Annotated in this window: 21 protein-coding genes; 5 read left to right on the top strand and 16 right to left on the bottom strand. The window is 38.3% G+C overall.

The genetic code is table 11. The annotated features are described in order from the left end of the window. Nucleotides 1-932: 932 nt before the first annotated feature. The 12 genes from ACQ86H_RS12795 to ACQ86H_RS12740 all read right to left on the bottom strand — a co-directional run bounded on the left by ACQ86H_RS12795 (nt 933) and on the right by ACQ86H_RS12740 (nt 15,608). Nucleotides 933-2,312, bottom strand: a complete 1,380-nt coding sequence (locus ACQ86H_RS12795; RefSeq protein ID WP_431295088.1) for a trypsin-like peptidase domain-containing protein — start codon at nt 2,310-2,312, stop codon at nt 933-935. A 94-nt stretch (nt 2,313-2,406) separates the two neighbouring features. Further along, entirely contained in the window at nt 2,407-2,607 is a 201-nt protein-coding gene (locus tag ACQ86H_RS12790) for a hypothetical protein (RefSeq protein WP_431295087.1), read from the bottom strand. Between the two features lie 2 nt (nt 2,608-2,609). Then, complete coding sequence (locus tag ACQ86H_RS12785) at nt 2,610-3,197, bottom strand: TlpA family protein disulfide reductase (RefSeq protein ID WP_138821574.1); 588 nt, start codon at nt 3,195-3,197, stop codon at nt 2,610-2,612. A gap of 66 nt (nt 3,198-3,263) precedes the next feature. Beyond that, nucleotides 3,264-5,135 carry a protein-disulfide reductase DsbD domain-containing protein gene (locus tag ACQ86H_RS12780; protein WP_431295086.1) on the bottom strand — a complete coding sequence of 624 codons (1,872 nt, stop codon included), beginning with the start codon at nt 5,133-5,135 and terminating at the stop codon, nt 3,264-3,266. Nucleotides 5,136-5,193: 58 nt separating this feature from the next. After that, a complete protein-coding gene (locus tag ACQ86H_RS12775; protein WP_431295085.1) occupies nt 5,194-6,291 on the bottom strand; it encodes a redoxin domain-containing protein in 1,098 nt (365 codons plus the stop codon). A 67-nt stretch (nt 6,292-6,358) separates the two neighbouring features. Next, nucleotides 6,359-7,777: a PKD-like family lipoprotein gene (locus ACQ86H_RS12770; RefSeq protein WP_168202456.1), complete on the bottom strand. Its 1,419-nt coding sequence runs from the start codon at nt 7,775-7,777 to the stop codon at nt 6,359-6,361. 10 nt (nt 7,778-7,787) lie between these two features. Further along, a complete protein-coding gene (locus ACQ86H_RS12765) occupies nt 7,788-8,597 on the bottom strand; it encodes a DUF4843 domain-containing protein (RefSeq protein WP_431295084.1) in 810 nt (269 codons plus the stop codon). Between the two features lie 29 nt (nt 8,598-8,626). Continuing rightward, the gene (locus ACQ86H_RS12760; RefSeq protein ID WP_431295083.1) at nt 8,627-10,117 is read right to left on the bottom strand and encodes a RagB/SusD family nutrient uptake outer membrane protein; all 1,491 of its coding nucleotides are present in this window, start codon (nt 10,115-10,117) and stop codon (nt 8,627-8,629) included. A gap of 34 nt (nt 10,118-10,151) precedes the next feature. Further along, a complete protein-coding gene (locus ACQ86H_RS12755; RefSeq protein WP_431295082.1) occupies nt 10,152-13,484 on the bottom strand; it encodes a SusC/RagA family TonB-linked outer membrane protein in 3,333 nt (1,110 codons plus the stop codon). 275 nt (nt 13,485-13,759) lie between these two features. Next, nucleotides 13,760-14,878, bottom strand: a complete 1,119-nt coding sequence (locus ACQ86H_RS12750; protein ID WP_431295081.1) for a FecR family protein — start codon at nt 14,876-14,878, stop codon at nt 13,760-13,762. 144 nt (nt 14,879-15,022) lie between these two features. Continuing rightward, nucleotides 15,023-15,199 (bottom strand): sigma factor-like helix-turn-helix DNA-binding protein, encoded by a 177-nt coding sequence (locus tag ACQ86H_RS12745; protein ID WP_431295080.1) that lies wholly within the window; start codon nt 15,197-15,199, stop codon nt 15,023-15,025. After that, entirely contained in the window at nt 15,162-15,608 is a 447-nt protein-coding gene (locus ACQ86H_RS12740) for an RNA polymerase sigma factor (protein WP_431295079.1), read from the bottom strand. Before ACQ86H_RS12740 ends, ACQ86H_RS12745 begins: the two co-directional genes overlap by 38 nt. Nucleotides 15,609-15,990: 382 nt before the next feature. On the opposite strand from ACQ86H_RS12740, the gene ACQ86H_RS12735 reads away from it, so the two are divergent. Beyond that, on the top strand, nt 15,991-17,262 hold the full coding sequence (locus tag ACQ86H_RS12735; RefSeq protein ID WP_431295078.1) for a hypothetical protein: 1,272 nt from the start codon (nt 15,991-15,993) through the stop codon (nt 17,260-17,262). 651 nt (nt 17,263-17,913) lie between these two features. Here the strand turns inward: ACQ86H_RS12735 and ACQ86H_RS12730 are convergent. Next, nucleotides 17,914-18,135: a cold-shock protein gene (locus ACQ86H_RS12730; protein WP_138821595.1), complete on the bottom strand. Its 222-nt coding sequence runs from the start codon at nt 18,133-18,135 to the stop codon at nt 17,914-17,916. A gap of 122 nt (nt 18,136-18,257) precedes the next feature. Between ACQ86H_RS12730 and ACQ86H_RS12725 the strand changes: the two genes are divergently transcribed. After that, nucleotides 18,258-18,983 carry a LytR/AlgR family response regulator transcription factor gene (locus tag ACQ86H_RS12725; RefSeq protein ID WP_138821596.1) on the top strand — a complete coding sequence of 242 codons (726 nt, stop codon included), beginning with the start codon at nt 18,258-18,260 and terminating at the stop codon, nt 18,981-18,983. Nucleotides 18,984-19,075: 92 nt separating this feature from the next. Here ACQ86H_RS12725 and ACQ86H_RS12720 read toward each other — a convergent pair whose 3' ends face one another. Next, complete coding sequence (locus tag ACQ86H_RS12720) at nt 19,076-19,255, bottom strand: histone H1 (protein WP_057933955.1); 180 nt, start codon at nt 19,253-19,255, stop codon at nt 19,076-19,078. Between the two features lie 776 nt (nt 19,256-20,031). Here ACQ86H_RS12720 and ACQ86H_RS12715 point away from each other — a divergent pair. Both ACQ86H_RS12715 and ACQ86H_RS12710 read left to right on the top strand, forming a co-directional pair. Beyond that, complete coding sequence (locus ACQ86H_RS12715; protein ID WP_431295077.1) at nt 20,032-20,760, top strand: helix-turn-helix domain-containing protein; 729 nt, start codon at nt 20,032-20,034, stop codon at nt 20,758-20,760. 533 nt (nt 20,761-21,293) lie between these two features. Then, nucleotides 21,294-21,548 carry a hypothetical protein gene (locus ACQ86H_RS12710; RefSeq protein WP_431295076.1) on the top strand — a complete coding sequence of 85 codons (255 nt, stop codon included), beginning with the start codon at nt 21,294-21,296 and terminating at the stop codon, nt 21,546-21,548. A 299-nt stretch (nt 21,549-21,847) separates the two neighbouring features. On the opposite strand, the gene ACQ86H_RS12705 is transcribed toward ACQ86H_RS12710, so the two are convergent. After that, entirely contained in the window at nt 21,848-22,264 is a 417-nt protein-coding gene (locus tag ACQ86H_RS12705; RefSeq protein WP_431295075.1) for a N5-glutamine methyltransferase family protein, read from the bottom strand. Nucleotides 22,265-22,269: 5 nt separating this feature from the next. Further along, entirely contained in the window at nt 22,270-22,716 is a 447-nt protein-coding gene (locus ACQ86H_RS12700) for a hypothetical protein (RefSeq protein WP_431295074.1), read from the bottom strand. A gap of 80 nt (nt 22,717-22,796) precedes the next feature. Here ACQ86H_RS12700 and ribD point away from each other — a divergent pair, with 80 nt between their 5' ends. Then, the gene (ribD, locus tag ACQ86H_RS12695; RefSeq protein WP_431295073.1) at nt 22,797-23,852 is read left to right on the top strand and encodes a bifunctional diaminohydroxyphosphoribosylaminopyrimidine deaminase/5-amino-6-(5-phosphoribosylamino)uracil reductase RibD; all 1,056 of its coding nucleotides are present in this window, start codon (nt 22,797-22,799) and stop codon (nt 23,850-23,852) included. Nucleotides 23,853-23,904: the final 52 nt, after the last annotated feature.

The following is a 23,904-nucleotide window of genomic DNA, read 5'->3' as shown; positions in this document are numbered from 1 at the left end:
AAAGCGTTGGCCGGTGAGACACCGGCTAATAGGATGAAAAACTTTAACAGTCGTCCAGACAAGCCGCTCCAAACAATAATGCATAATATATATTTTTTTGGAAAACAGGTACAGCACTCTTAGGTTCAGGCAGTCCTTCTTTCCGCTTCTATCTTTTTGTGAATGAGCTACATAAAACAATTATTTTTACAACAAAAAGGATAGCCGATACAATAAGGTTTATTCAACCAGGGATTGTAGAACGGAATCTACGCCGAACCTAAAGCGAATTCACCGAAAGTAATGCAGGTAATTACGTATGCATCAGGTTCCTTGCAGAAAAAGCGTGTTTAGCCCCGGGCGTAGCGGCATCCCCGAAGCGCAGCGGAGGGATACAGCGAAGCACGGGAAAAACTTCAATAGTTGCACAGACAATGCGCTCCAAAAATGGATTATGTATCGTTTTTGGAAAACAGATGTAGCGCTCTTCGGTTCAGACAGTCCTTCTTTCCGCTTCTATCTTTTTGTGAATGAACTAAATAAACAATTAGTCTTGTAACAAAAAGGATAGCCGCTACAATAAGGTTTATTTAACCAGGGATTGTGGAACGGAATCTACACCGGACCGATCCTAAAGCGAACTCACCGAAAGTAATGCAGGTAATTAGGTTCCTTGCAGAAAAAGCGTGTTTAGCCCCGGGCGTAGCGGCATCCCTAAAGCGCAGCGGAGGGATACAGCGAAGCACGGGAACAAACTTTAACAGTTGCACGGGTAAGCCGCTCCAAATAATAATGCATAATGTATCGCTTTTGTAAAACAGGTGCAGTGCGCTTAGGTTTAGTCAGTTCTTATCGGCCGGAATATATTCTAGGCAATAAATTCACGCATTGGTCGATGAGACACCGACCACTATAAACTCTGTGACTTCTGTGTTTCCGTGGCGACAACTAAGCTACTGAATAGTCTTCAAAACAAATTCTATGATCGTTTTCTTTTGAACCACTATCGTGGTTGTTCTGCTAAACCTCGCGATGTTAATCCCATAAAAACTACCTTCCCAATCAAAAACAGGCGATCCGCAAGCATTTGCTTTAATGGCGGCATCGTGTGTAAAAATAGCATTAAATCCATCTCTTCGTTCTGATTTCCCGCCTTCAAATTTCTCTGCCGGGTGATTGAATACCGATTGCCCCCTTCCATCAAGCTTAAAAGTTTTGTTCATTTTACCAGATGCATTTGTCCATTCAAAAGTGACCTCATCTCCTGCCCAATATTTTAATATTTCGGGTGCAAATTCACTTGCCTTTTTGATGAGTTTTCCGTTAATGCTGATCAGTTCATCGCCAACTTTTATACCTGCTTTTTCTGCCGGGCTGTCCGCTTTAATTAAGGAGAACAGAACCGGACTCGAATTGTATACCACCATCGCACCCAAATAAGGCTGGCTGTTAATTTTCGGCAAATTAAATTGCGTACTGCCTAACACACTGCGTATCACTTTGCCAGCTGGGTCTACGCTATAAAGAAGTTTACCCATATTTATTTTAACGGTATCGGTATCAGCAATATTTAAATCAATCCCACCGTTTATTTGCCGTTCAAGCGCAAATAAAACCAGGTCGTTCTCCTCGTCTTTTGCAATTAGCTTAACCGGCACTGTTGTTCCATTAATATCACATTGCACTTCTTCGCCAACCATGGTATTTTTGCTCAGTAAAAACTGTTTTTGAGCGCCGCTTGGTGTTTTAATATTTAATAAACAGGCATTAATCTTCTGGTTTTGTCCTTTTATTACACTTTTGATGGCAAAACAACTGTTTTTAATCCCTGTTACAACAAAATCCGGATGTAAAGCCTTTTGCTTACTTTCTTTCTGTAATAGCAAAGATAAGGGATCTGTTTTCACACTATCCTTCTTTTCCGGGAAAGCTGTATAAAGTCTTTCGCTGTTTAAAGCCGTCCAATAGCGACGATAAAGGTCAACAGGAATTTCGAAATTCATTTCTTCCGAAACATCAATGGCACTGTGTAACCCAATTACACGGCCATAATAGTCAAATAAAGGCCCGCCAGAATCACCCGGTTCCATTTTGCAGGTTGAGCGGATAAAACCATATTCATTTTTCACTTCTGCAATACTGCCCAATCTTAGGGTTGGTAGGGTTTGGTTCAGACTTTCGGGATAGGAAATACTGATACATGGTTCATTTTTAACCAAACTTGATGAATAACCCATCTCTGCAAATGGATAGGCACCTTTATCTGTAATTTTCATCATGCCTACATCCGGAATACCTGGGGTTCCTTTGTTCTCTATTTTCCCCAGAGCCATTGCAATACATTCACGTCCGTCAGGAAAAAAACCTTATAATTTTTACCCGGCAAAATGGTATGTGCTGCTGTTAAGATGTAACCATCGGCACTTACTACCACGCCACTAAACTGGCCGCTGGTTCTTTGATTTTGCTGTACATCGAAACCCCACATCCGCACACTTGCGGAATATGCTTTTTTACTGCCTGGGCAATGGTGTACTGAAATTTAGCAACCTGCTTTTTCTGCGCGATAGCATTCAGGTTAAACAGCATCACCAAGGTTATTGTTAATACCCTGCTATAGTTATTCATTATTAATTATGATTTTTTGCCAATGTAATCCGCTCAGAAATTTCTTCGAGTGCAGCGGCATCGGTTCCCTTGAAACCCGTTAGTTTAAATATAATTTTGCCTGCTTTATCGATAACGAATTTTGCCGGGATGGCACTTACGCCATAATCTTCAACCGCAGCGTTACGCCCTGCCCCATCTTTCAGATCCATCAGCACCTGAAAATTAAAACCTGATTGTGCGAGGTATTTTTTTACATCTTCAATTGGTGTTTTACTGGTTTCCCAGGTATGGATGAATAAGAACTTTACCGATGGATCATTTTTATAAGCATTAACAGCCAGTTGCATAGCCGGAAAAGATTTTTTACAGGGCACGCACCATGTCGACCAGAAATCGAGCACAATTACCTTTCCTTTGAGGTCTTTTAACGATACTACATTTCCATCGAGGTCTTTTAAGGTAAAATTGGGAGCAGGCACGGCAATCATTTCTGATAAAAGCCTATTGTGCAAGGAATCAACTTTGTTCACAGCGGTTTGTGCCGATACAGAAATACGTGCAAGCACACACAAAGAAGCCAGGAGGCAAAGCCCTAAAAAAGGTTTCATATTTTAAGTTAAAGGTTAGAAAAACGGCAAGGCCATTTTACCGGCCATGCCGAGCGCATAGATAGTTTAAATAAGTATCTCCAATATTTTTTCTTTCGGTGGGTAACATTTGTTATCATCACACACCTGATAGTATAAGCCACATTTAATTTTAGTACCAGCTTTTGCCTTGCTGTAATCGACCATTATCCTAAAGTTTGCCTTTCCTTCAAAAATAAACATGCCCTCATTGCCCGGATAAGGAATAGCTGCTGTTGTTTTCCATTCTTTATCGGCCACTGCACCTTCAGGAAGTTCCAATCTGGTTTCGGTAACCACAAATGGATTATCTTTAGATACATAAGCATAAATATGCCAGCCTTTTAAAATTTTGGCTTCGATAAGTAAACTGTCTTTTTTATCTCCATTACCCGGAATAAACCTGGCTGAAATCGCAACCGGATCGGCTGTGGTAGGTTCATCACTTATAATCGCTTTTGGCAATTGGTAACTTTGTTGCCGGGCAACAGGAATGTTTCTCCCGTAAGTATTGACCATGAATTTAAAACCACCTGATTCGGTATAAAACAGGTTATTACGGTTTTGATTGAGCCATTTTCTCCAATCAGAAGCTGCATTAAACTTTTCGGTTGTATAACGTTCCAATAAGCGTTGCGCCATTGCTACATCTTTGTTTGCTTCCAATAAACTCACACATTTATCTAACAGGGCTACTTTACGGTTAGAGATACCAAGTTTTTGCGCATCGCGATCCAGCTGAAGCGTGTATACACCTGAAGGATAGAAATATTCATAATTTTGACGGTAGTATTTGTGATATAAGTTGATATTAGTGCCATAAATGGCAAACAAACTATCGCCGGCATAACCCTTTACATAATCTTCAAAAGATTGGGTATCATTTGTAACGGGCATTTTCAAAAACATTTCGTTACCATGGCCAATATCTTCTCCTTTTGCCTTTTTGTCTTTTAATTCCTGCTGCATTTTCAGCATCCGTAGATTACCTTCCCGTCTTGAAACAATAGCCTGGTTATAAAGATCTTTGTTCAACCGATAAATTAGTTCATCTACACCGCTACGGGTTTCGATCTGCACTTTTTTAACAATAGCCTGGAGATGATCGAATTTTTTGATGTAACAAATGGTATTCACAAAAACATCCTTAGCTTCGTCCGTCATGTAATCAGGCGATCCTGCAAAACCCCACATAAAGTAATTCCCCTGACGGCCTAAAGCTACTGCTTCGGCATTTTTGAGGCAAACACCACCTGAAATAGTTTCCACATCAGGCGAATCGTTAAATCCTTCTCCGTGCGAAACCATACCGATCAAATAAGGCTCTTTAGCAGAGAATCCCTGTTTTACCACCCGCCACCTATCCATTTGCTTTGGTGTTTCTGCACCCTGATGGCCATTAAAAAAAGAACCTGGAGTTGGCTTTTTTACCATGCTAAGTTTTACGGCATTGGGTGTGTTAAAAATGGGATGCCCGGTTTTTATATTTAAAGCTTCATCATCTAAACACTGGCAATACCAATCGAACTTTAAACCTAAGGGCAAACCTACGTTGGGCGCCATAGCATGCAGTAAAACCATGGGGCGGCTAAAATCTGGCGGCAGTACCACCGGCCCGGCGTCCATTAAAGTTACATCAACCTCATCAGACATTTCTACCTTGTAATCGGCTACATCCACTACCCTAACCCCGATAAAACGCTGTTCCAGAAAGGCTTTAAAATCTGCCATTCTGGTTTTGTATATTTTTTCGAGGATGTTTGGTACTGTAGAATAGTAGACTACATTTTTTGGCATAGGCCTATCGGGATTATAACCCACATACAAAACCTTTAATGCAATTTTATCCTGATGTTTCGCAGTTCCAAATGAGAACAGTGAAAGCAGTATCAGGCATACGGTTAAAATCTTTTTCATCATCCAAGTCAGTTCAGCCAATAATTAATTGAAAATGTCAGCGAGTTTTTTGTTTAATGGTTCACCACGAAGACCATTTCCGATAATTTTGCTCCTGAGCATCTACCAGAAAACTGGCAGGTACAGCACGCACACCATATAAACGGCCTACTTCGTTGTTCCAACCTTTAAGGTCAGATACATGAATCCAATCTAAACCGTCTTTTTCTATCGCTTCTAGCCAACGTTCTTTTACATTATCTAATGAAACTGAGATAATTTCGAAGCCTTTATCTTTATAGGTTTGATATTGTTTTACCAGGTTAGGGTTCTCTGCCCTACATGGGCTGCACCAGCTTGCCCAAAACTCAACAAGCACCACTTTTCCTTTTAAACTGGCTAATGAAACTGGCTTGCCTACCACATTGTTCTGGGTAAAAAGCGGCGCTACATTTCCAACAGCGGTAATACCGCTTGCAGCAATACGCTGCGCCAGTTCTTTGCCCATGTCGGTTTCGCGGTACGCTTTATTTAATGCATTGAAAACAGGCTCAACCTTGCCTACATCCACCTTACTTCCTGCAGCTTCTGAGAGCGCCACCAGGGCGAAGTAAGAATTTGGATGTTCTTTAGCAAATTGAAACTGCTTATCTGTTCTGTTTTGTATATTTCTTCTGAAGCGCAGATCTACTGCTTTCATGTAAGCAGTATCTTTTTGCTGTTCGGGTGTTCCCCTGTTAAAATCGATATTTACAGCTTTGGTTAGCGCCATAATGGTCCCCCCAATGGCTTTGTTATAGGCATCATATTCCTGATACACCTTTGAGCCCGCAAAAACAGCATTTTCTAAAGAATCTTTCGAGCTGATCGTAACTTGCTCTTTCCCGAAATAAAAGTAAATTACATCACCTGTGTAAACTGCCTTCCCTTTACCACCACCAGTATGATCGAGGGCCATGCGGGCATAGGCATTGCCAGAAATATGCCCTGTAAATTTAAAATTTCCGTTAACCAGGGCTACTGAATCTTCATGACTTACACCGTTATCCATGTAATCGATATAAGCCATTGCTGGTGCACCCAAAGAACCTATTTTACCTGTTAAACTAAAATTTGGTGCTTGTGCCCAGGTTAGAACCGGAAATAAAAGAGCCAAAATGGCTAATTTTATGATTTTCATTTGTATGTTTTTTTATGGTTATAATGTCCATGCTTAAACTTTTTAAAAGCCTAAGCATGGACTAAGGTTATTTTCTGATTGCGATATCTACAGGAGCACCTGGAATACCTTCAATCTTGTTGATGAATATACCGTTCATTCCTGTAGCAATATTTAGAAAAGAAACGGTTTCTTCTGTTCCTACCATCAAGGTTTCTTCGTCTTCGCTAAGTTTTAACATAGAAATCGTTTTTCCACTAAAGCTGGTAGCCAGTTCCCTAAGCTCTTCATTTACGGGATTATACCGATAAACTTTACTGCCATTGGCAATATAAATTACTCCATTTTTAGCACCACTCCATTTAGTATTTTCGTTAATTAAGTCCTGACGTATAAAAAGACGTTTATGTTGAGGCGTAAAGGTAAACGGCCCGTTAAACTGAACGTTAAACTTAAGTTCATAAATCTTACCATCTGTTCCTTTGCAATAAGCAAAACAATCTGCGTTATTAAGTTGCTCCAAATGAATAAGATCCATCCCCACATTTAAAGGATCGAAGGCAGTTGTTGTGGTAACGGAGTATTGGGTACCAAAATAAACAGGTGCTCCATAAAGATTGATCCGCACAAATTGCTTTCTGTTTTTGTCGAATCCAATAAAATAAGTAGCTGTTTGCGTAAAGCTCATCACAAAAGAAGGAGCCAGCTCATAATCACCATCAGCAGGTAAGCCGAACATTCCATAAGTAGCTGCCTGGTCCCATGTGCTTGTTGTTCCACCGTAAAATTTGCCATTTACAACGCCCATCATTACCCCTTGAGGATGCGAAATAAATGAACCTACCTCCAAATCATCTGGCGATGTAAAAAAGTTATCTTTAAGGGTGTTAGGATATTTCGGATCTTCCTGCATGGTATTCGGCTCCAACCTGATTCCACCGTTTTTTGTAATGATCCAGTATCCCAATAAGTTATTTGTAAATGTATTTTTTAGCAGAAATAAATTTGTGGGGTTTACAGGCAAATCTTTCCCCTGCATAGCCCTGTACAAACGTGCCTGCACGCTACCATCTGGCTTTACAAATGAAAACTGTGTGATCCCATTTTCAACACTCAATACCGTTGTACCGCTGGCAAATTCGGTACCACCGTCTACGTAAAAATTATGAAAATATTTCATCCCATTTGCTTTGTTATAAACAGTAAGACGGGCTGCATATCTTTTAGCCTGCAAACCAAATATGATCCTCAGAGCTGGTCCGGTATACAGAACATCATTCCCTTCCATTACACTAATTTTCCATTGAAGTTCTACATTGGCAGCATCCACACCTTCTATTTTTGGTTTGATGATCAAACTATCCCCAACACTTGCAGTGTAAACAGAATCCAGGTTGGCCAGTTTAGGCTCAACAGGCATATCGATATCGTAATTACCTAAGTCTTTATGACATGCGGCTAAAGAAACCACACCAGCTATTAATAAAATTAATTTTTTAATGTTCATGTTTCTATATTTAAATAACCTCATTGCCATTTTCGTCTATAAAATAATATTTACCATTCTGCATGTTTTTCCTCAAAAGCGTTTTTTTGGACGGGTTACTCTTGTTATAGAAATAATAGCTATTGGTATTGCTTGCAGTTACCTCTTCGATTACATAACCTTTTGCTGCATTTTTGGCTACCCAATTAAATGGATTATTTAACATCGTGGTTAATAAGCCTATATAATACAGGTTTTTCGGTGCATCAAGTCCGTCGGTAGTCAGGGAGGTTTGCCCGGTTACCAGAATAAATAACTCGTGTTTGGTTCTCGAATAAGGAGGAAGCGGCCAGCTATCCCACCAACCTGGTTTTTCCAATTTGGAGGAGAATACAACTTTTGCCTTGATCAGGTAAGGATTTTCGATGCCCAGATCTGAAGTGCCCGTTAATTTAATCAATATCGAAACCGATCTGTTTTCAAGTTCCTTATCCTTGTTATAAATCACCACAGGAATATAACCTATTCCCCTATTTGGAAGAATGGAATATTGCGGTTTCAAAGCTTCGTAGTGCAGACCAGGAGTGGCAGTTGAGGAATCAGTATCTACCCGCGCACTAAATTTCCTTTCTGCGTCTGTTCTGATTCCGGATAAACGTACCGGTAGCCACACGGTATCCTGAGCACGTGTAGGATTATAGGCAAAGGTTTTTACTATACTGTCTTTATCTCCATTATAAATGTCGAAATAAACATTAGCATTGTGATCAAAACGCATCTCTTCTGCTTTCTTGCAAGAAACAAGGCAAATGATTGCGAATATTAATATGTATATTTTCATAATTTGCTATTAATAAATTTCAAATTGTTTTATCTGCCACCATAAACAACCTCGTCGTTAGGAAGAGGAAGCACGAAAATGTTATCGGAAGCCGGAATAATTACACCTGTTTGTCCTACAATCCCTCTATTTAGCCTTTTATACATATAGAAAAGCTGGCCTTCTGCTAACCATTCTTTACGGGCATCTTTAAGCAGTTCTTTTAATAAATCCTCTTCGTTGTTTATGGTCAAAGGATCACCTATTTGCCTCGCTTCACGAACCTGTGTTAGGTAATTAACTGCGGCCGTGGGATTATTTGCATAGGAACACTCGGCAGCGATGTAATACATCTCACTAAGCCTGATTGCAGGAGCCATGAGGTAATGTAGATTTGCACCAGCCTCGGTACTTAAGGGATTTCTGCGGTATTTAACGATATCGTAAGATCTTGACGATTGACTGGAGGTAGCAGACAACCAGTATTTATAACGGGAATCACTTGCTCCCGCTGTTGCCTTTTCATAGATATAATCTGCGGCATCCTCAATCAAATAAAATCCACTAGTACCATTTCGAAACCAATTGTCTTTTATCTCTTTTGCAGCACCTGGTATATACCATCCAAAAATAAGTTCCTTATAAAGAATACGATCTTTCTTCGAATCTTCGAATGCCTCAAAATCACTTTTTGATGTCCATGGGAATTTTTTTGAGTCGATTACCTCTTTAGCATTTTGTAAGGCTTTAACTTTATCGTTTTTATACAGATAAACCCGGGCAAGCGTGCCACATACTGCATAATAATTTAAACGGTGCCTTCTGTTTTGCAAGAAAAGACTTGAGCTCTTCTCTTCTGTATTTTTCAGCGTATCAGTAACTAAAGGATAATTTACAATATAACCGGCACTCCGAATCGGATCTGCAACCAATAATTGTTTCGATTCTTCCAAATCTTTGATGATCAGATTAATACTTTCTGATACACTGGAAACCGGCGTAATCTCTTTTGTGTATTTGTTAGCGTAAGGAATTCCTTTTGCAGAAGGATTTCTCAGATAAGAAGGAGCAAAAAGACGCAACAGATCGAAATGCAAATAGGCTCTTAAGGCAAGCGCTTCTCCTTTAACGATAGCATAATTGTTGCCATTAAAAATGTTCTTTTTTGCATCTACATTTTCCAGGATCAGGTTACAGTTAACAATTGCATTGTATAAACCAGCCCATATTTTATCCTTGCGTTTGATAAACTCACCATGTTTGTAATTATACAATGAGGTTTGTCTGTAATCCTGTCCGTCTTCACGCATCGAAAAATTTTGGGCAAGTACTTCTGTTGTACCAAACGTAAGCTCTTTACCATACAGATCCGATTCCGTACTGCGGTTATACACACCGTTTATGGCTTCCATAAAACCACTTTCGGTACTGAATAAAATTGGAGCAGCTATTTCTGATTCCGGCTCAACTTCCAGCCATTTCTTGCAGGAACTAAATAATCCTGTTATTAAGATGAGGCAGATTAACAATCTAATCTTCATATTTTTATATTTTAAATTCGTTAAATAATATAGCTTAGAAAGCTGCTCTGACAGAAAAGGTTAAACTCCTGGTAAATGGATAATTAATTCCCCTTTCTTCTTTTACTGATGACCAACGCACCACGTCATTTGCCGTTACCTGAAACATGAGACTCGACATCGATAATTTTGACGCGATTTTTTTATTCATATCATAAGAAAAGTTGACTGATTGAAGGTTGATCAGATTATCAGGCTGGATAAATCGCGAGCTTACATCAGTTTCGCCATTATCTGCTATGTTTTTATAAAAAGACAGGTCGCCTGGTTGCTTCCACTTTTCTTCAAATACACGTTTATCAACGTTATACCTTGGGTCGGCATTTTCAACACGCTCTACCAGGGTCAGGTTGTATTTATCGCCACCGAAAAAAGTCTGAAACTGCACATACAGGCTAAACCTTTTGTAGTTAACCGTTCCACCAAAGTAGCCGCTCACTTTAGGATTAGGATCGCCAATTACAACATAATCTCTCTTATCGTAATCATAGGTAAGTGTACCATCTTTTTTCAGGTATAATTCACGTCCGTTTTCCGGATCTATACCTAACGAACGCACACCATAAATGGCATTAAATGGTTGCCCTTCGCTAAATCTAAGCAAAGGAATTCCCCTGTAGCCACCGTCGCCAGGCTTTAAAGATTGTAATTCGTCTGCCCTGTCATTGTATTTCTTTAAAGCGTTTGAGATCCTTACCACCTTATTTCTGTTGGTAACCATATTCGCATTCAGATTTACCGACCAGTCTTTGCTTCTTAAGGCATCTACTGTTATCCCCAACTCCGCACCTTTGTTTTCCATGTCGCCAAGGTTTTCTTTATAAGATAAAAAGCCTGTTGAAGGAGGTAAAGTGATATCGGCTAAAATATCTTTGGTAAATTTCTTATATATCCTTGGCATAATCATTACCCGATCTTTAAAAAGTCCAATGTCGATACCAATATCGGTCATCCTTGTTTTTTGCCATCCAAGGTTTTCATTTCCATAACTGTTTACACCGGCACCAATACCAGATGAATACCAGTTTCCTGTATTGTACTTATAAATGGTTTTTGATAAATAAGGATCGAACTCTACTGAACCAGTGAGACCCGTAGAGGCTTTTATCCTGAGTTGGCTAATTACAGGATTACCCTTCAGAAATTCCTCCTGATGTACGTTCCATCCTAATCCGAACGACCAAAAAGGAGCCAGTTTATTGTTTACGCCGAATTTTGAAGAACCATCAATACGCACGGTTCCATCCATAAGATACCGGTTTTTATAGGAGTAGTTCATCGAAAAAAACGAACCAAACAAACGAGCTTTTTCTAGCCTGCTTTGCGGTTTTCCATCTTCGGCATATCCTTTGGCAAATCCTATGCTGGTAAAACGATCGTTAGCAAATCCAATAGCGGTAAATTCTTTTTGATCGCGCAGCTCTGTACGGGCATTTACACCTACCAAAGCGTTAAAATAATTGCCACCAATCTGCTTTAACCAGGTTAACCTGATATTACTATCCCAATAGGTTTCTTTCATCTCCCTGTTCGTATATTCTCCCTTTTCATCTATTTTATCTGTTTTGTACAGATAAAATTTGTTTGCCATAGGAGAAGTGAATATGTCATCTGTATTTGCTCGCGTGGTTACACTCATCTGGGCCCTTAACCTCAGGTCTTTTGCCACTTCTAAATCGGCAGAAAGGTTATCAATAATTTCGGTGTATTTAGATTTATTGAAGCTGCTTAAACTGGCATCAAATAATGGATTAAAAACATATTCTTTTGATCGGTCTTGTTTTTCGTATACATCCGAAATCCTCATCGCCATGCCATTGGCATCTTTCAACGGATAATAAGGATTCATTCTTACATAACTGGAAAAATCACCATAAGGAGATTCGGTGGCCCCCATTTGTGTAATGGATAATTCATTTCTGAACTGAAGTTTATTCACATTGTACTGAAAACTCATTCCACCTGAGTATTGATCCCTTTCAGAGCCTTTCATTGCTCCCGGCCTGGTTTGGTATCGAAGGTTTACATTATAGCGGAATGCCTGCGATCCTCCATCAAGATTTATAGCATGCTTATGGCCTATGGTATTGCGTAGTGGTTGCGACAACCAATAGCTGTTAACACCACCAACAACATTAGCTTTTTTGTGGTAATAGATTTCATCAAGCTGATCTTGAGGAACTTGCTGTTTAGAAGAACTGTATAACCCTGCCAAAACTTCATAATCCAGTTTTTCAGCAGCATCTAAAACCTGGTAATCACTTAAATCTGCAGCGGTAAGGTTTAATTCGTAGTTGTATTCTACCCGTAATTTCCCTTCTAAAGGTGTTTTAGTGGTAATCACAATTACACCATTGGCAGCACGCGAACCGTAGATTGCAGTTGCAGCCGCATCTTTTAATGAGGTAACCGATGCAATTCTGTTTACATCCAAATCAAATACTTTCTCGACGCTCACTTCATACCCATCTAGCATAAAAACAGGCCTGTTCGCGTTACCTTGAATATCATCCCTTCTTAACACCTGCCCATCACCGCTTGGTAATGCAGAAGCTCCCCTAACATTGATAGAAGGAATTCTGTTTGGGTTTGAACCTGCAAGATTGTTATCAATCAGTTTAAAGGAAGGATCGAATGTGCCTATACTTTGCAGTAAATTCTGTGGATTTACCCTCCTCAGCTGATCACCGGATATCGTAACCGCATTACCGGTATAGTTATCTTTTTTAATCGTTTGATAACCCGTTACCACCACATCGTTCATTTGGGTCATTTTAGAGGTGAGCTTAACGTTTAACGTTTTAGTACCTATAACCTTGGTTTCAAACAAGTCGTAGCCCACATAACTAAAAACCAAAATGCTTCCTTCGTCAACATTGACTCTGAATTCGCCTTTATCGTTGGTGATGCCTACGCTTGCACCATTTTTAATGGAAACATTAACCCCCGGAAGGGTTTCTCCTGTTGTTTTATCAGCAACAACACCTTTAACCTCAATTTTTACTGCTACACTCGATGCAGCAACTGGTAAATTCTCCTTACGGCTGATCACGATTGTTTTGTTAACAATGTTATAACTCAGGTTTTGATCTTTTAAAAAAGCATTCAAAGCATCTACCAGTGGTACATTATTGAACTCGACCATTACGTCTGGTTTATCCTGTAGCAATTGACCTTTGTAAAAGAAAAAATAGCCCGTTTGCTTTTTTATCTCCTTAAAAACTTGTTTAAGCGAGGTTTTTCTTCGAGAGAGCGTTACTGTTTGGGAAAAGGTGGCTGCCGACAAATGTAAAGCACCGACCAATAGTAAGATTGTAGTCAATTTCATGACCAATAAAATTTTAATCTTTACCCTCCGCATGTCGCACACGGGGTTGTAAAGGGTAGTTAATTTCATACCTTTGTAATGAATGAGGTTAAAAAATAGCAGCTAGGTTTCGAAGCAAGCTGCTTGTCCAAATTTCTACCGGAAGCGTTGCCGCGCTTTCGGTTTTTTTAAAGGTACTTTGCTAAATTTCTGGTAGTTTTTTCATCATAAAGTTTAGTTAGTTGGTAAATTGGTTGGTTGATTTTTGTGGCTGTTTAAAGAAAAGCCGTTCTTGTCTAATTTCCTGTTACGGTTAGTACCCTGCCCTTAGCATCAATATGAACGTGGTTAAATTCTAATATTTTAAAAACCTCTGCCAGGTTGCTGTTTCTTGGTATTTCTCCTTCGTATTTTTCTGATGTAATTTTGCCCTGATAAACTACATCTACATCATACCAACGCGAAATCTGTCGCATAATGCTCTCAAGATCCTCGTTATCGAAAGAGAAAATATTATTTTTCCAGGCCATTTCTTTATCGATATCTACCTGCTCATTGAGCGATAACCTCTCGCTGTTTGCATTGAACTGCGATTGCTCACCTGGGTGCAGATTTACCGATCCGGATTTGGCACTCACTTTTACCGCCCCCTCTAAAAGCGTGGTTTTAATAATAGCTTCATCCCTGTAGGCGTTAATATTGAAATGCGTACCTAAAACTTCAACCGTTTGCGCATCTGTTTTTACCCTGAAAGGACGGATATGATCTTTCGAAACTTCAAAATAGGCTTCTCCATTTAACTCTACCAGCCTTTCATTCTTTGCAAATGCATAAGGATACTTCAAGGTTGTGGCCGCATTAAGCCAAACTTTTGTTCCATCGGGCAGGTTTACCTGATATTGGCCCCCACGTGGCGTGGCAATCGTATTTGAGCCCTTTACTGCTACTTGCGGCATTTCTTTAATGATATATTCTAGCTGACCGTTTTTCGCTTTGCGGATTATGACGCCACTTTGGTTGGCAATCTGACCATTTTTAGCATCGTCCAGGTCAACAACAGTTCCATCGGCCAATGTAAGTACCGCTTTATTTCCGCCCGGGAGAATATTTTTCAATTCGGTTTTGGCGGTTAACGGGGTCGCTTTACGCTGCGCAATAAAATAGAGCCCAACGCTAAAGCATAATACGATACTTGCCGCAATAGCCAGCAGTTTAGCCGCGACCAATTTTAAAGATTTACCACGATGGCTTAGTTGGGTCCAAACTTCTTCTTTACTGGATGCTATAAGTGAATGATGTGGTGCTTGTTTTTCAAAAGGTAATTGCAGGTACCAATCTTCAACAATAACCATCTCTTCGGGTGTACAATTACCCGAAATGTATTTATTCAAAAGCTTTTTAGCATTTTTCTCCATTAAAAAGAAGTTTGTTTGGGTTGATTAATGTATATACGGCTAAGGTATAGCCTTGGGGGTATCAGAAAATTATTTTTTTCAAAATAATTTCAATACACTTTGATTTAAAGAGAAAAAGCTTTGTTTAAGCGCACAAACAGGAATTTAATAATAAGTTCTGAAGAAGAAAGCAACGTAAACAAACACACCCAATCTTGATTTAAGAATTCGAAGCGCTTTTTTAACCTGCGTTTTAACAGTTAACTCTGAAAGACCTAATTCTAATGCAATTTCTTTGTGCGATTTATTTTCTTTTCGACTTAAAATAAAAATTTCCCGCATTTTTAGGTGGCAAAGCATCAATTTCTTGTTCAATTAATTGCGCCATTTGTTTTTCACGCACCATATAATCAGTCAACACATGATCTTGATCTATATAATCCTGCAAAGAATCGACATATTTACTTTCTACTTTTTGATGGGCAAAAACATCCAGCACACGGTTACGTACAGCAGTATATAAGTATGCTGATAAGTTACCGTCAGGCGCTACCTGCAAACGTTTAACCCAAAGCGATTCAAACAACTGGTGTAATACGTCCTTCGCTTCTTCATCATCATTTAAGCGTTTGCTGGCGTGGATGAAAAGCAGTCCGTAAAAACGATTATAAATTTCGGTAAAGGCCAGCTCATCACCTTGAGTTAACAAGTATGCCAATTCGCTATCAGAATATGAACCGTAAACACGCATAGAGATGAAACAAAGATAATAGAAATACAATCGGTTTCATTGCATCACATAGGTACTTATGTTGCTTATACCTTTATCTTTGCATTTATTTTACACAGCATTGGTACATTTAATATATACATAGGTTTGCATCTGTGTGTCGTTATCATCTGTGGTTAAATTATTCTGCTAAATGTAAAGCCCGTGAAATAAATCCTATAGCTATCAGATCAGAGTGACGACATCAAAGAATAATTATGTTTGTAATCGTCCGTTAATGAACGGATAATGTCCGGTAACGGACATCGTCTGATCTCAATTTCTACAAAAGAATGCGTTGACGGCTGTAGTGTATATTTATGGGTATTGGCACAAACTTGGCACCGTTGAAGAAAATTTAAAAATGAAGAAAATAATAACGCTTGTGATTATCGCGATCTCCATCCTATTTAAACCCGGCCAGGCCTGTACTGTAATTTCATGCTCGCTAAAAGGTGAAGTATTTGCTGCAGCCAATGAAGATGATTACATGGGCTTTGCAAGGATGTGGTTTAACCCTAAAACTGCAGAAAGATATGGCTCTGTTTGTTTTGGACTTCCTGATCTGCAAGCACAGGCGGCCATGAATGAATATGGCCTGTTTTACGATTTTACTGCACAAAATATCGATCCTGCAAAATACCATCCTAAAAACATATATAAAGGGGATCTTTTTTTTGAAATTCTTGGCAAATGTAAAACCGTAAAGGAAGCTTTGGTTTATCTGGAAAAATACGATTACGCCATCAGTTCGCAGGTATTAATTGCAGATGCACTTGGAAATTCAATCATCATTAATGCGGGTACTAAATTACCCAAATCAGGGTATTATCAGATCAATACGAATTTTGACATTAGCGCGGTAAAAACTAAAAGCTATTCTTGCCGGAGATATGATATTTCGGAAGAGATGCTAAAAGCGGCAAAAACTATAAACGTTCCCTTTTTTCGAGATATTTTAAACCGTACCCGACAGGAAGGAAAACTATCTACCATTTATAGTAATATCTATGATCTTAAACGCGGAATCATTGCGATATACCACTTTCACGATTTTGAACACCCTTATGTAATTGATTTAAAGAAAGAATTGGCAAAAGGTTACCGATTGGAAAAAATAAGCGATCATTTTCCTCCAAGTTTTGCATACGAACAGTTTTCGATTAGCGATCGGGCCATGTACCGTAAGGAAATGATTTTGGATGAAATTAAGAAAAACGAGCTACAACCCACCCTTAACCATTACTTCGATTTAAGCAGAAATACCGTTAAAAGAGACACTACCATCAATAGTGTACTACTGGAGGTCGGCATTCAATTGATTAAAGATAGTTACAACCAACATGCTAATGGCGGGATATGGGAATATTGGTTTGCAATGCCCGGTGGTTTTAAAATAGAAAATTTTAATGATGAACGTATAAATGCAGCTGCAGAAATATTCGATTATTTAGGTACTGAAAAAGAAATAGATACCAAATTAAAGAATTTTATCTATGAGTTGAGTGCGTATGTTAAGCTTATTCAGGGTAATCAGAATAAGGCGAAAGAATATTATACAATAGCCGCAGCCAGTAGCACTGATACCTGGCCAATATCATTTACACGATCAAAGAAAATGCTAACTATTTTGTAAAAAAATCATTTTAACCCGGAGCCTGTTTAAATTTTTATAACAAATATATAAATGGCCTTTTGCCAGCACAAGAGCGTAGTCGATTGCTTTATTAATGTGTTGAAATGGTCTTCGACTACGCTACCATTGACAGAATCCACTAGTTCGGGTCGTCATCCGATAGCTATCGGATCTCGCGCATGCGGGAATCTTAGTACAAGCGTTTTAAGATTCCCAATCAAGTTGGGAATGACGATTTCTCGAGGGGTATTACCTAATTAAATTTTATCTGTCAATCATATTGATTTTTATATAATAAATTATTCCTCAGAATGACATACGAAATAAATTTTATTTAATTTTAAACAGGCTCTTAATACCTAAGCACTGTGCTTTAATATTTCTGTATTGCATACAGTTAATAAAGAATTTAAGCAAAACGTAATCTGGAAAAAAGAAATCCTATCTAAAAGAACGTGTCTAATTAGATAGGAAGAGGGTTAAATTACATGTTTGATAGGTAGATGTAAATATTAGTTGATGTGCAATTCAGCTAAAAATGCTACAAGGACGAAATTTGGTTTTAATTGATAGCGAAGATCGTATTTGATTTAACTTTTATGATACAGGTTACATAGATCGGTCTGTTTTCATTACAGATAGGTGCAAACGTTAGTCAGATTTTATATCCAACACTATAATATTAGTAGCCTGGCATCCTATCTGTCCATGTTCCAAATTGAAGCGAACCTTAGTTCCTACTACTAAAGCAGGACGATAAATCCCAACTAATTTATTATTATCTGCATAAATCATCTCTTTTCTACCGTCAAGCGCAATAAATCCGAAACCTCTTACCGGATTATACCATTTAATTACCCCTGTATATATCATAAAAACCTTTTTTTACCTTAAATTAGCAACTGCAAAGAAATTTTAAGGCGAAACTGGATAAAACGTTCTATTTTCGTTATAAAAAGGTGTAATTTCGTTATATATACAATGAAGATTGACAAATGATTAAGTGTATAGCCATTGATGACCAACAAAACTCAATTTCGGGTCTTGAAAAATATATAGCGGATGCCCCGAATATGGAACTCCTGGCTAGTTACACCGATCCGATGGCAGCTCTGAATGAACTGAAAAAGATTGACCAGGTAGATGTAATATTTATGGACATTCAAATGCCACATATTTCGGGCATTGAACTTTCTAAAGCAATCCGCTCTAAAACCAGAAAACTGATATTTACTACCTCCCATGAGGAATATGCTTTTGAAGCATTCGAGGCAGAAGCAGATGCTTATCTACTTAAACCTTATGGTTATGCTAAATTTGCCTTAACGGTAAACCGGATGTTTGAAGATGAAACAGAAGATATTGCGCATGAATCTTATTTTTTTGTCAAAAATAAATCTGAAGAACACAAAGCTATTCTGGTACGATATGCAGATATAATAGCTTTTGAAAGTTTCCATAACTACATCAAAATCCATACAAAAGAGAAAGTAATTATTGCGTATTTAAGTCTGAAGGATGTTAAAGAACAGCTGAATATAGAAAAAGGCTTTATTCAACTACATAGGGGTTATATTATTTCCATCAATCATATTTTACATGTTGAAGGCACGAGGATAACGCTTTCTAATCATACCAGCTTTACAGTGGGCGATCTTTACTACAATGATTTCCGTGACTTTTTCACCGACAAACTTATTACCAGTAAACGCAATAAATAAGCATATAATTGGCACAAAGTGTAAAGCCAAAAGCAACAGCTAAAAGAAAGCCCATCTAACTTAGACGGGCTTTCTTTTTAAGCGAAAATAAATTATTTAGCGCTATTTTTTTTATCAGTTACTTCAGCTCTAATTTCTTGGGCTAAAACTTTTAGGTCTTGCATTGCTTTACGTACACGTGTACCTGCTGCAGCATTACCACCATCATAAAATTTCGTTACGTCTGCTTCTACAGAAGAGATTAGATCTTGCACTTTTTTAAATTTGTCCATAATTTTTCTTTTATAGGGATGGTAAACATCCATTAATTAAACAATATTCCTTTCCGCTAACAATAAACGGGCCGCAAAACTATTGCTTTTTATAAATTAAACAAACGTTTATGCCAAATCATTATTGCAAACAGCATAAAATATCAGTGAAATATTTGGGCAAAGGCATCTATGCCACCCTGCTTTTAACAAAATCTGCCTCATTTTTAGCATTTTGCAGATGGCACATTTAATCATAAAAAATTTTACGATTAGGAAAATTAATTTAGCAATTATGTTTTATCTTGGCTGGAAATATGCAATCTTTAAACCTCTTCATTAGTACCAGTTGTTTATTCTTGCTTTTATTCTCCATGCATCTTTTTTTTCAAAAAGGGGAATAAACTGTTAAACATTTTCCTTTCCGTTATATTTTTTGCCCGATTTGGGCAAGTATTAACTTCGTTATTTTTTAAATCAGGCCAGCCCAATATCTTGGCCTTTTTTCATCAAACTTTTACGCCGTTTTATTATGCTGCCCCGGCCTGCTTTTATCTCTACATAACAGGGTTTCTTCAGGATCGTAAAAAATTACAAAAAATAGAATGGCTGCATTTTCTACCTGTTCTACTTGCTATTATTCACATTATTCCCTGGCCGCTCTCTATAAAACTTGATTGGGATATGATCGGAAAGCAGTTGGCTGAAAATGGTTACTTGTCTCTCAGCGCAAAAACTGGATTATTTCCTCCATATTTCCACTATTTATTCAGGCCAATTCTGGTATCGGGTTATTTATGCCTTACCTGGATTGCTGTACTCCGTCTAAAAAACACCCCCGGCAAGTAATCGAAGGTGAAGGCCGAAAATGGATCATCTTTTTTCTTCGGATTGCTACCTTCTTCCAGTTGTTTGGTCTGGTACCTATTGTTTTAAGAAACTTACATATCCCGTATGTTAACACGTCGTTTGTTGTAGCCAATTGTTTAGCCCTGTTATTCATTTTATTATACGCGCTCCACAGGCCTTATATTTTTTATGGCTATCTGCTGGTGGCGGTAGACTGGACTAAAAAACCTGCAGTATTGAAAACAGAAAATGATACAATATTCGTTTCTTTACCTGTAGAAGATGCAAAACCTACAGTTGTACCCATCAAAAAAAATAATCTTTTGGACGCACAACTGTCTGACTATGCCCTTGCCATGACAGAAATGATGGAGCGGGAACAACTTTATCTGCTTCACGATTTTCAGATTATTGATCTGGCAGCAAAACTCAACATTCCAATCCACCACTGCTCGTTCGTAATTAACAAACATATTGGAAAAAATTTCAGAGATTGGATTAACAGTTACCGGGTTGGTCATTTCTTAAAACAGTACCCCTTAAAATCAGATAAAATCACCATCGAAGCTATTGCTTCTGAAGCTGGCTTTAAAAGCGTAGCTACTTTTTATAATGCATTTAAAAAAGAAACAGGCTTAATGCCAACTGCTTATTTTGCACAGGAACTAAGCTATTAACCCGTAAAAAGCCACCTTTTTAGTCTAACGATCGTATCGTTAGAGGTTACAACAGTAATATTTTTAAGTACACAGTAAAATACCAGATACCTTTGGCTCCAGATCACAATATGCATATTGCGTTCCAAAAATAAGTACACTAAAATCTTTTTTTAAACCAGACAAGCCCCTTTAACTATGCCATATAAAACATCATTTTTACGCCCTCTTTTCGATTATCTTGAGCAATTCTATCCTTTATCTAATGCTATTAAAGCCGAGTTTGAAAGGTCTTGCAAACTTACCCGTATAAAAAAACAAACACATTCTCTCTCCAATAGATAGTAATGCTTCTCTGTATTTTTTGGTCAATGGGCTGGTACGTGGTTTTATACGCGATGGTAAACAAGATATCAGTACGTGGTTTAGCTTCGAGAATGAATTAATAGGCGCTATACGCCAACCCAATCAGCACCCCAGTCCTTCTATAAGAATATCTTCAGGCCCTGGAAGATTGCAAACTCATCTGCATTCCATATACCTTAATCGATTTGATGTATACCAAATATCCGGAGGCTAACCTAATTGGCAGAAAGCTATTTGCACTTCATTATTATGCTGCATCAGAAAGAGCTATCCTTGCCCGAATACCCAAAGCAATTGGCAGGTACCGTAAAATACAGGAAAGCGGGTTGGATATCAAAAGGATACCGCAGCGTTACCTGGCCAGTTACCTGGGTGTACGTGTAGAAACCATAAGTAGAATCAGAAATAAAGTTGTACCACTTGATTACCAGTTGTGCTCTTAATGTATCGGTAAATATCTAGTCTTTAATAATCGATCATGCTAATAACTAGTCAAATCTCCATGTTTTCCGTGCATTCGTGGCATTATTTTTTACCATAAAGGTACTTAAGACACTAGGATAAGTTATCATTATCTCGAGCAGAGTGCAGCGTATTCGAGAGATCTATCGAAGCAGATCTCTCCACTCCGCAATGCCCCGGTCGAGATGACGCCCTTTTTTGAACTCTGCTAGTTTGATCATTGAAAATTGGTCATTGATTATTTACCCTCTATCATCCATTTTCCGTTACACCTCTTCCATTAAAGCCCTACCCTAACCATCCTGTCCTTTCCCTGCATATCCTTCTTTAACTCAATATTATTAAACTCTTTATTAGACAGCATATCAACTGTTTCTTTACCTAAATATTCATTGATTTCAAAGAAAAGTTTTCCATTAGGCTTTAAATTTGTTTTTGCAAAATCAGCGATGGCTTTATAAAAAATCAATGGGTTTTCGTCGCTTACAAATAAAGCTAAATGAGGCTCGTGCAAAAGTACATTATTATGCATCTCATTTTTTTCTAAACTCCTGATATAAGGCGGATTACTTACTATGATATCAAATTTTTCTTCAGATTGAAATGTTAAAATATCCGCTGTAATAAAATTGATCTCAACACCAATTTGCAGGGCATTCTGTTTTGCAACTGCTATAGCATCAGCAGATACATCCAATGTAGCTACCTGGGTGTTTGGTAAGTGCTTTTAAGCGTAATCGGAATACAACCAGATCCAGTTCCAATATCAAGTATACTTAGCTTTTTCGGTGATTCAAAACTGTTAACTGAGGATTGTGTATTACAAACTGAAATGATCCATTCTACCAATTCCTCTGTTTCGGGCCTTGGTATCAGTACATTTTCGTTTACTTTAAAAACTAAACCATAAAAATGGGCTTCCTCTAAAATATGTTGAATTGGTTTTCCTATCTGCAGGTCGTTAAGAATGCTCAATAGTTTTTGCATGTTGATAAAACTGACAGTTACATCTTTCTGCATCATTAACTTACTGGGAGACAAAGCTAAAACCTGCTCAGCAGCCAGGCTAAATAATGTTTTCGCCTCATCGCTTTCGTATAAGGGTGCAAGTTCCAGTTTATAATGCTCCTCGAGCGCTCCAATGTTCATGAATAGCAAAATTACTTATTTGAGATGATAACAAATCTGTTTTGATAAGCCCATGACTCTTTTTTACTACTTTTGCCCTAATGAGCGATGAATTCTATATTAAACGCTGTTTGGAGTTAGCCACTTTAAGTATTGGAAACGTAAATCCAAACCCAATGGTAGGCTGTGTTATTGTTTTAAACGATAAAATCCTTGGCGAAGGTTATCATCAGCAATACGGAAAAGCACATGCCGAACCCAATGCGGTTAAAGCTGTATTTGATCAATATGGAGATGAGGCTGAAACCTTGTTAAAACAGGCAACAGCTTATGTGAGTCTAGAGCCCTGTGCACATTTCGGCAAAACCCCTCCCTGTGCCGACCTGTTTGTGAAACACCAGATCAAAAAAGTGGTTATTGGTAATAGAGACCCTTTTTCAAGCGTTGATGGCAAAGGCATCGAAAAGCTTAAAAATGCAGGAATTGAAGTATTAAGTGGGGTTTTAGACGATGAATGCCGTTACCTTAACAGAAGATTTTTCACCAGGATACAACAGCAAAGGCCTTACATCATTTTAAAATGGGCCGAAACTGCCAATGGTTATTTTGCAACTAAAGATGGTCACCAAAAATGGATCAGCGGCGCTTTAGCCAAACGATTGGCGCACCAGTGGCGAACTGAAGAAGACGCCATTTTGATCGGAAAACAAACCGCCATTATGGACAATCCGCAATTAACGTCACGAGAATGGCCGGGTAAAAACCCCATTCGTTTGATAATCGATAAAAACCTTCAGGTGCCGTTATCCAATCACATTTTCAATGCACAAGCCAAAACCATCATATTTAATGAAATTAAAACTGATGTAGTCGACAATATCCATTATATCCAAATGGAAGATATGCATTTTTACCTGGCACAAAAGATTGCGTTTCAGCTTTATTTGATGGACATACAATCGGTAATTATCGAGGGTGGTGCGAATATTCTAAATCAGTTTTTATCCACTAACCTTTGGGATGAAGCGCGTATCATCACCTCATCAAACAGCTGGACGGAAGGTGTTCCTTCTCCTACCATAAACGGAAATCTGAAAGAACAAATTCAGATTGGAAATGATAAACTCTCTATCTACATAAACGACATAAATAAATGATCTATATTATTTTAAGTATTTGTTGTAGCGTTACGGTTGCCATATTATTAAA

Origin of the sequence: Pedobacter sp. P26 (assembly GCF_050632135.1) — a bacterium.
Classification (GTDB): Bacteria; Bacteroidota; Bacteroidia; order Sphingobacteriales; family Sphingobacteriaceae; genus Pedobacter.
This window is presented reverse-complemented; position numbering and strand designations above follow the sequence as displayed.

What these genes read in the sequence shown, in the direction of transcription:
- ACQ86H_RS12750 (WP_431295081.1), bottom strand. Translation starts at nt 14,878, where the DNA reads ATGGAGAAAAATGCTAAAAAGCTTTTGAATAAATACATTTCGGGTAAT.
- ACQ86H_RS12785 (WP_138821574.1), bottom strand. Translation starts at nt 3,197, where the DNA reads ATGAAACCTTTTTTAGGGCTTTGCCTCCTGGCTTCTTTGTGTGTGCTT.
- ACQ86H_RS12770 (WP_168202456.1), bottom strand. Translation starts at nt 7,777, where the DNA reads ATGAACATTAAAAAATTAATTTTATTAATAGCTGGTGTGGTTTCTTTA.
- ACQ86H_RS12765 (WP_431295084.1), bottom strand. Translation starts at nt 8,597, where the DNA reads ATGAAAATATACATATTAATATTCGCAATCATTTGCCTTGTTTCTTGC.
- ACQ86H_RS12795 (WP_431295088.1), bottom strand. Translation starts at nt 2,312, where the DNA reads ATGGCTCTGGGGAAAATAGAGAACAAAGGAACCCCAGGTATTCCGGAT.
- ACQ86H_RS12745 (WP_431295080.1), bottom strand. Translation starts at nt 15,199, where the DNA reads ATGCGGGAAATTTTTATTTTAAGTCGAAAAGAAAATAAATCGCACAAA.
- ACQ86H_RS12780 (WP_431295086.1), bottom strand. Translation starts at nt 5,135, where the DNA reads ATGATGAAAAAGATTTTAACCGTATGCCTGATACTGCTTTCACTGTTC.
- ACQ86H_RS12790 (WP_431295087.1), bottom strand. Translation starts at nt 2,607, where the DNA reads ATGAATAACTATAGCAGGGTATTAACAATAACCTTGGTGATGCTGTTT.
- ACQ86H_RS12775 (WP_431295085.1), bottom strand. Translation starts at nt 6,291, where the DNA reads ATGAAAATCATAAAATTAGCCATTTTGGCTCTTTTATTTCCGGTTCTA.
- ACQ86H_RS12730 (WP_138821595.1), bottom strand. Translation starts at nt 18,135, where the DNA reads ATGATATATACAGGGGTAATTAAATGGTATAATCCGGTAAGAGGTTTC.
- ACQ86H_RS12715 (WP_431295077.1), top strand. Translation starts at nt 20,032, where the DNA reads ATGCCTTACCTGGATTGCTGTACTCCGTCTAAAAAACACCCCCGGCAA.
- ACQ86H_RS12755 (WP_431295082.1), bottom strand. Translation starts at nt 13,484, where the DNA reads ATGAAATTGACTACAATCTTACTATTGGTCGGTGCTTTACATTTGTCG.
- ACQ86H_RS12735 (WP_431295078.1), top strand. Translation starts at nt 15,991, where the DNA reads ATGAAGAAAATAATAACGCTTGTGATTATCGCGATCTCCATCCTATTT.
- ACQ86H_RS12725 (WP_138821596.1), top strand. Translation starts at nt 18,258, where the DNA reads ATGATTAAGTGTATAGCCATTGATGACCAACAAAACTCAATTTCGGGT.
- ACQ86H_RS12740 (WP_431295079.1), bottom strand. Translation starts at nt 15,608, where the DNA reads ATGCGTGTTTACGGTTCATATTCTGATAGCGAATTGGCATACTTGTTA.
- ACQ86H_RS12700 (WP_431295074.1), bottom strand. Translation starts at nt 22,716, where the DNA reads ATGAACATTGGAGCGCTCGAGGAGCATTATAAACTGGAACTTGCACCC.
- ACQ86H_RS12710 (WP_431295076.1), top strand. Translation starts at nt 21,294, where the DNA reads ATGTATACCAAATATCCGGAGGCTAACCTAATTGGCAGAAAGCTATTT.
- ACQ86H_RS12760 (WP_431295083.1), bottom strand. Translation starts at nt 10,117, where the DNA reads ATGAAGATTAGATTGTTAATCTGCCTCATCTTAATAACAGGATTATTT.
- ribD (WP_431295073.1), top strand. Translation starts at nt 22,797, where the DNA reads ATGAGCGATGAATTCTATATTAAACGCTGTTTGGAGTTAGCCACTTTA.
- ACQ86H_RS12720 (WP_057933955.1), bottom strand. Translation starts at nt 19,255, where the DNA reads ATGGACAAATTTAAAAAAGTGCAAGATCTAATCTCTTCTGTAGAAGCA.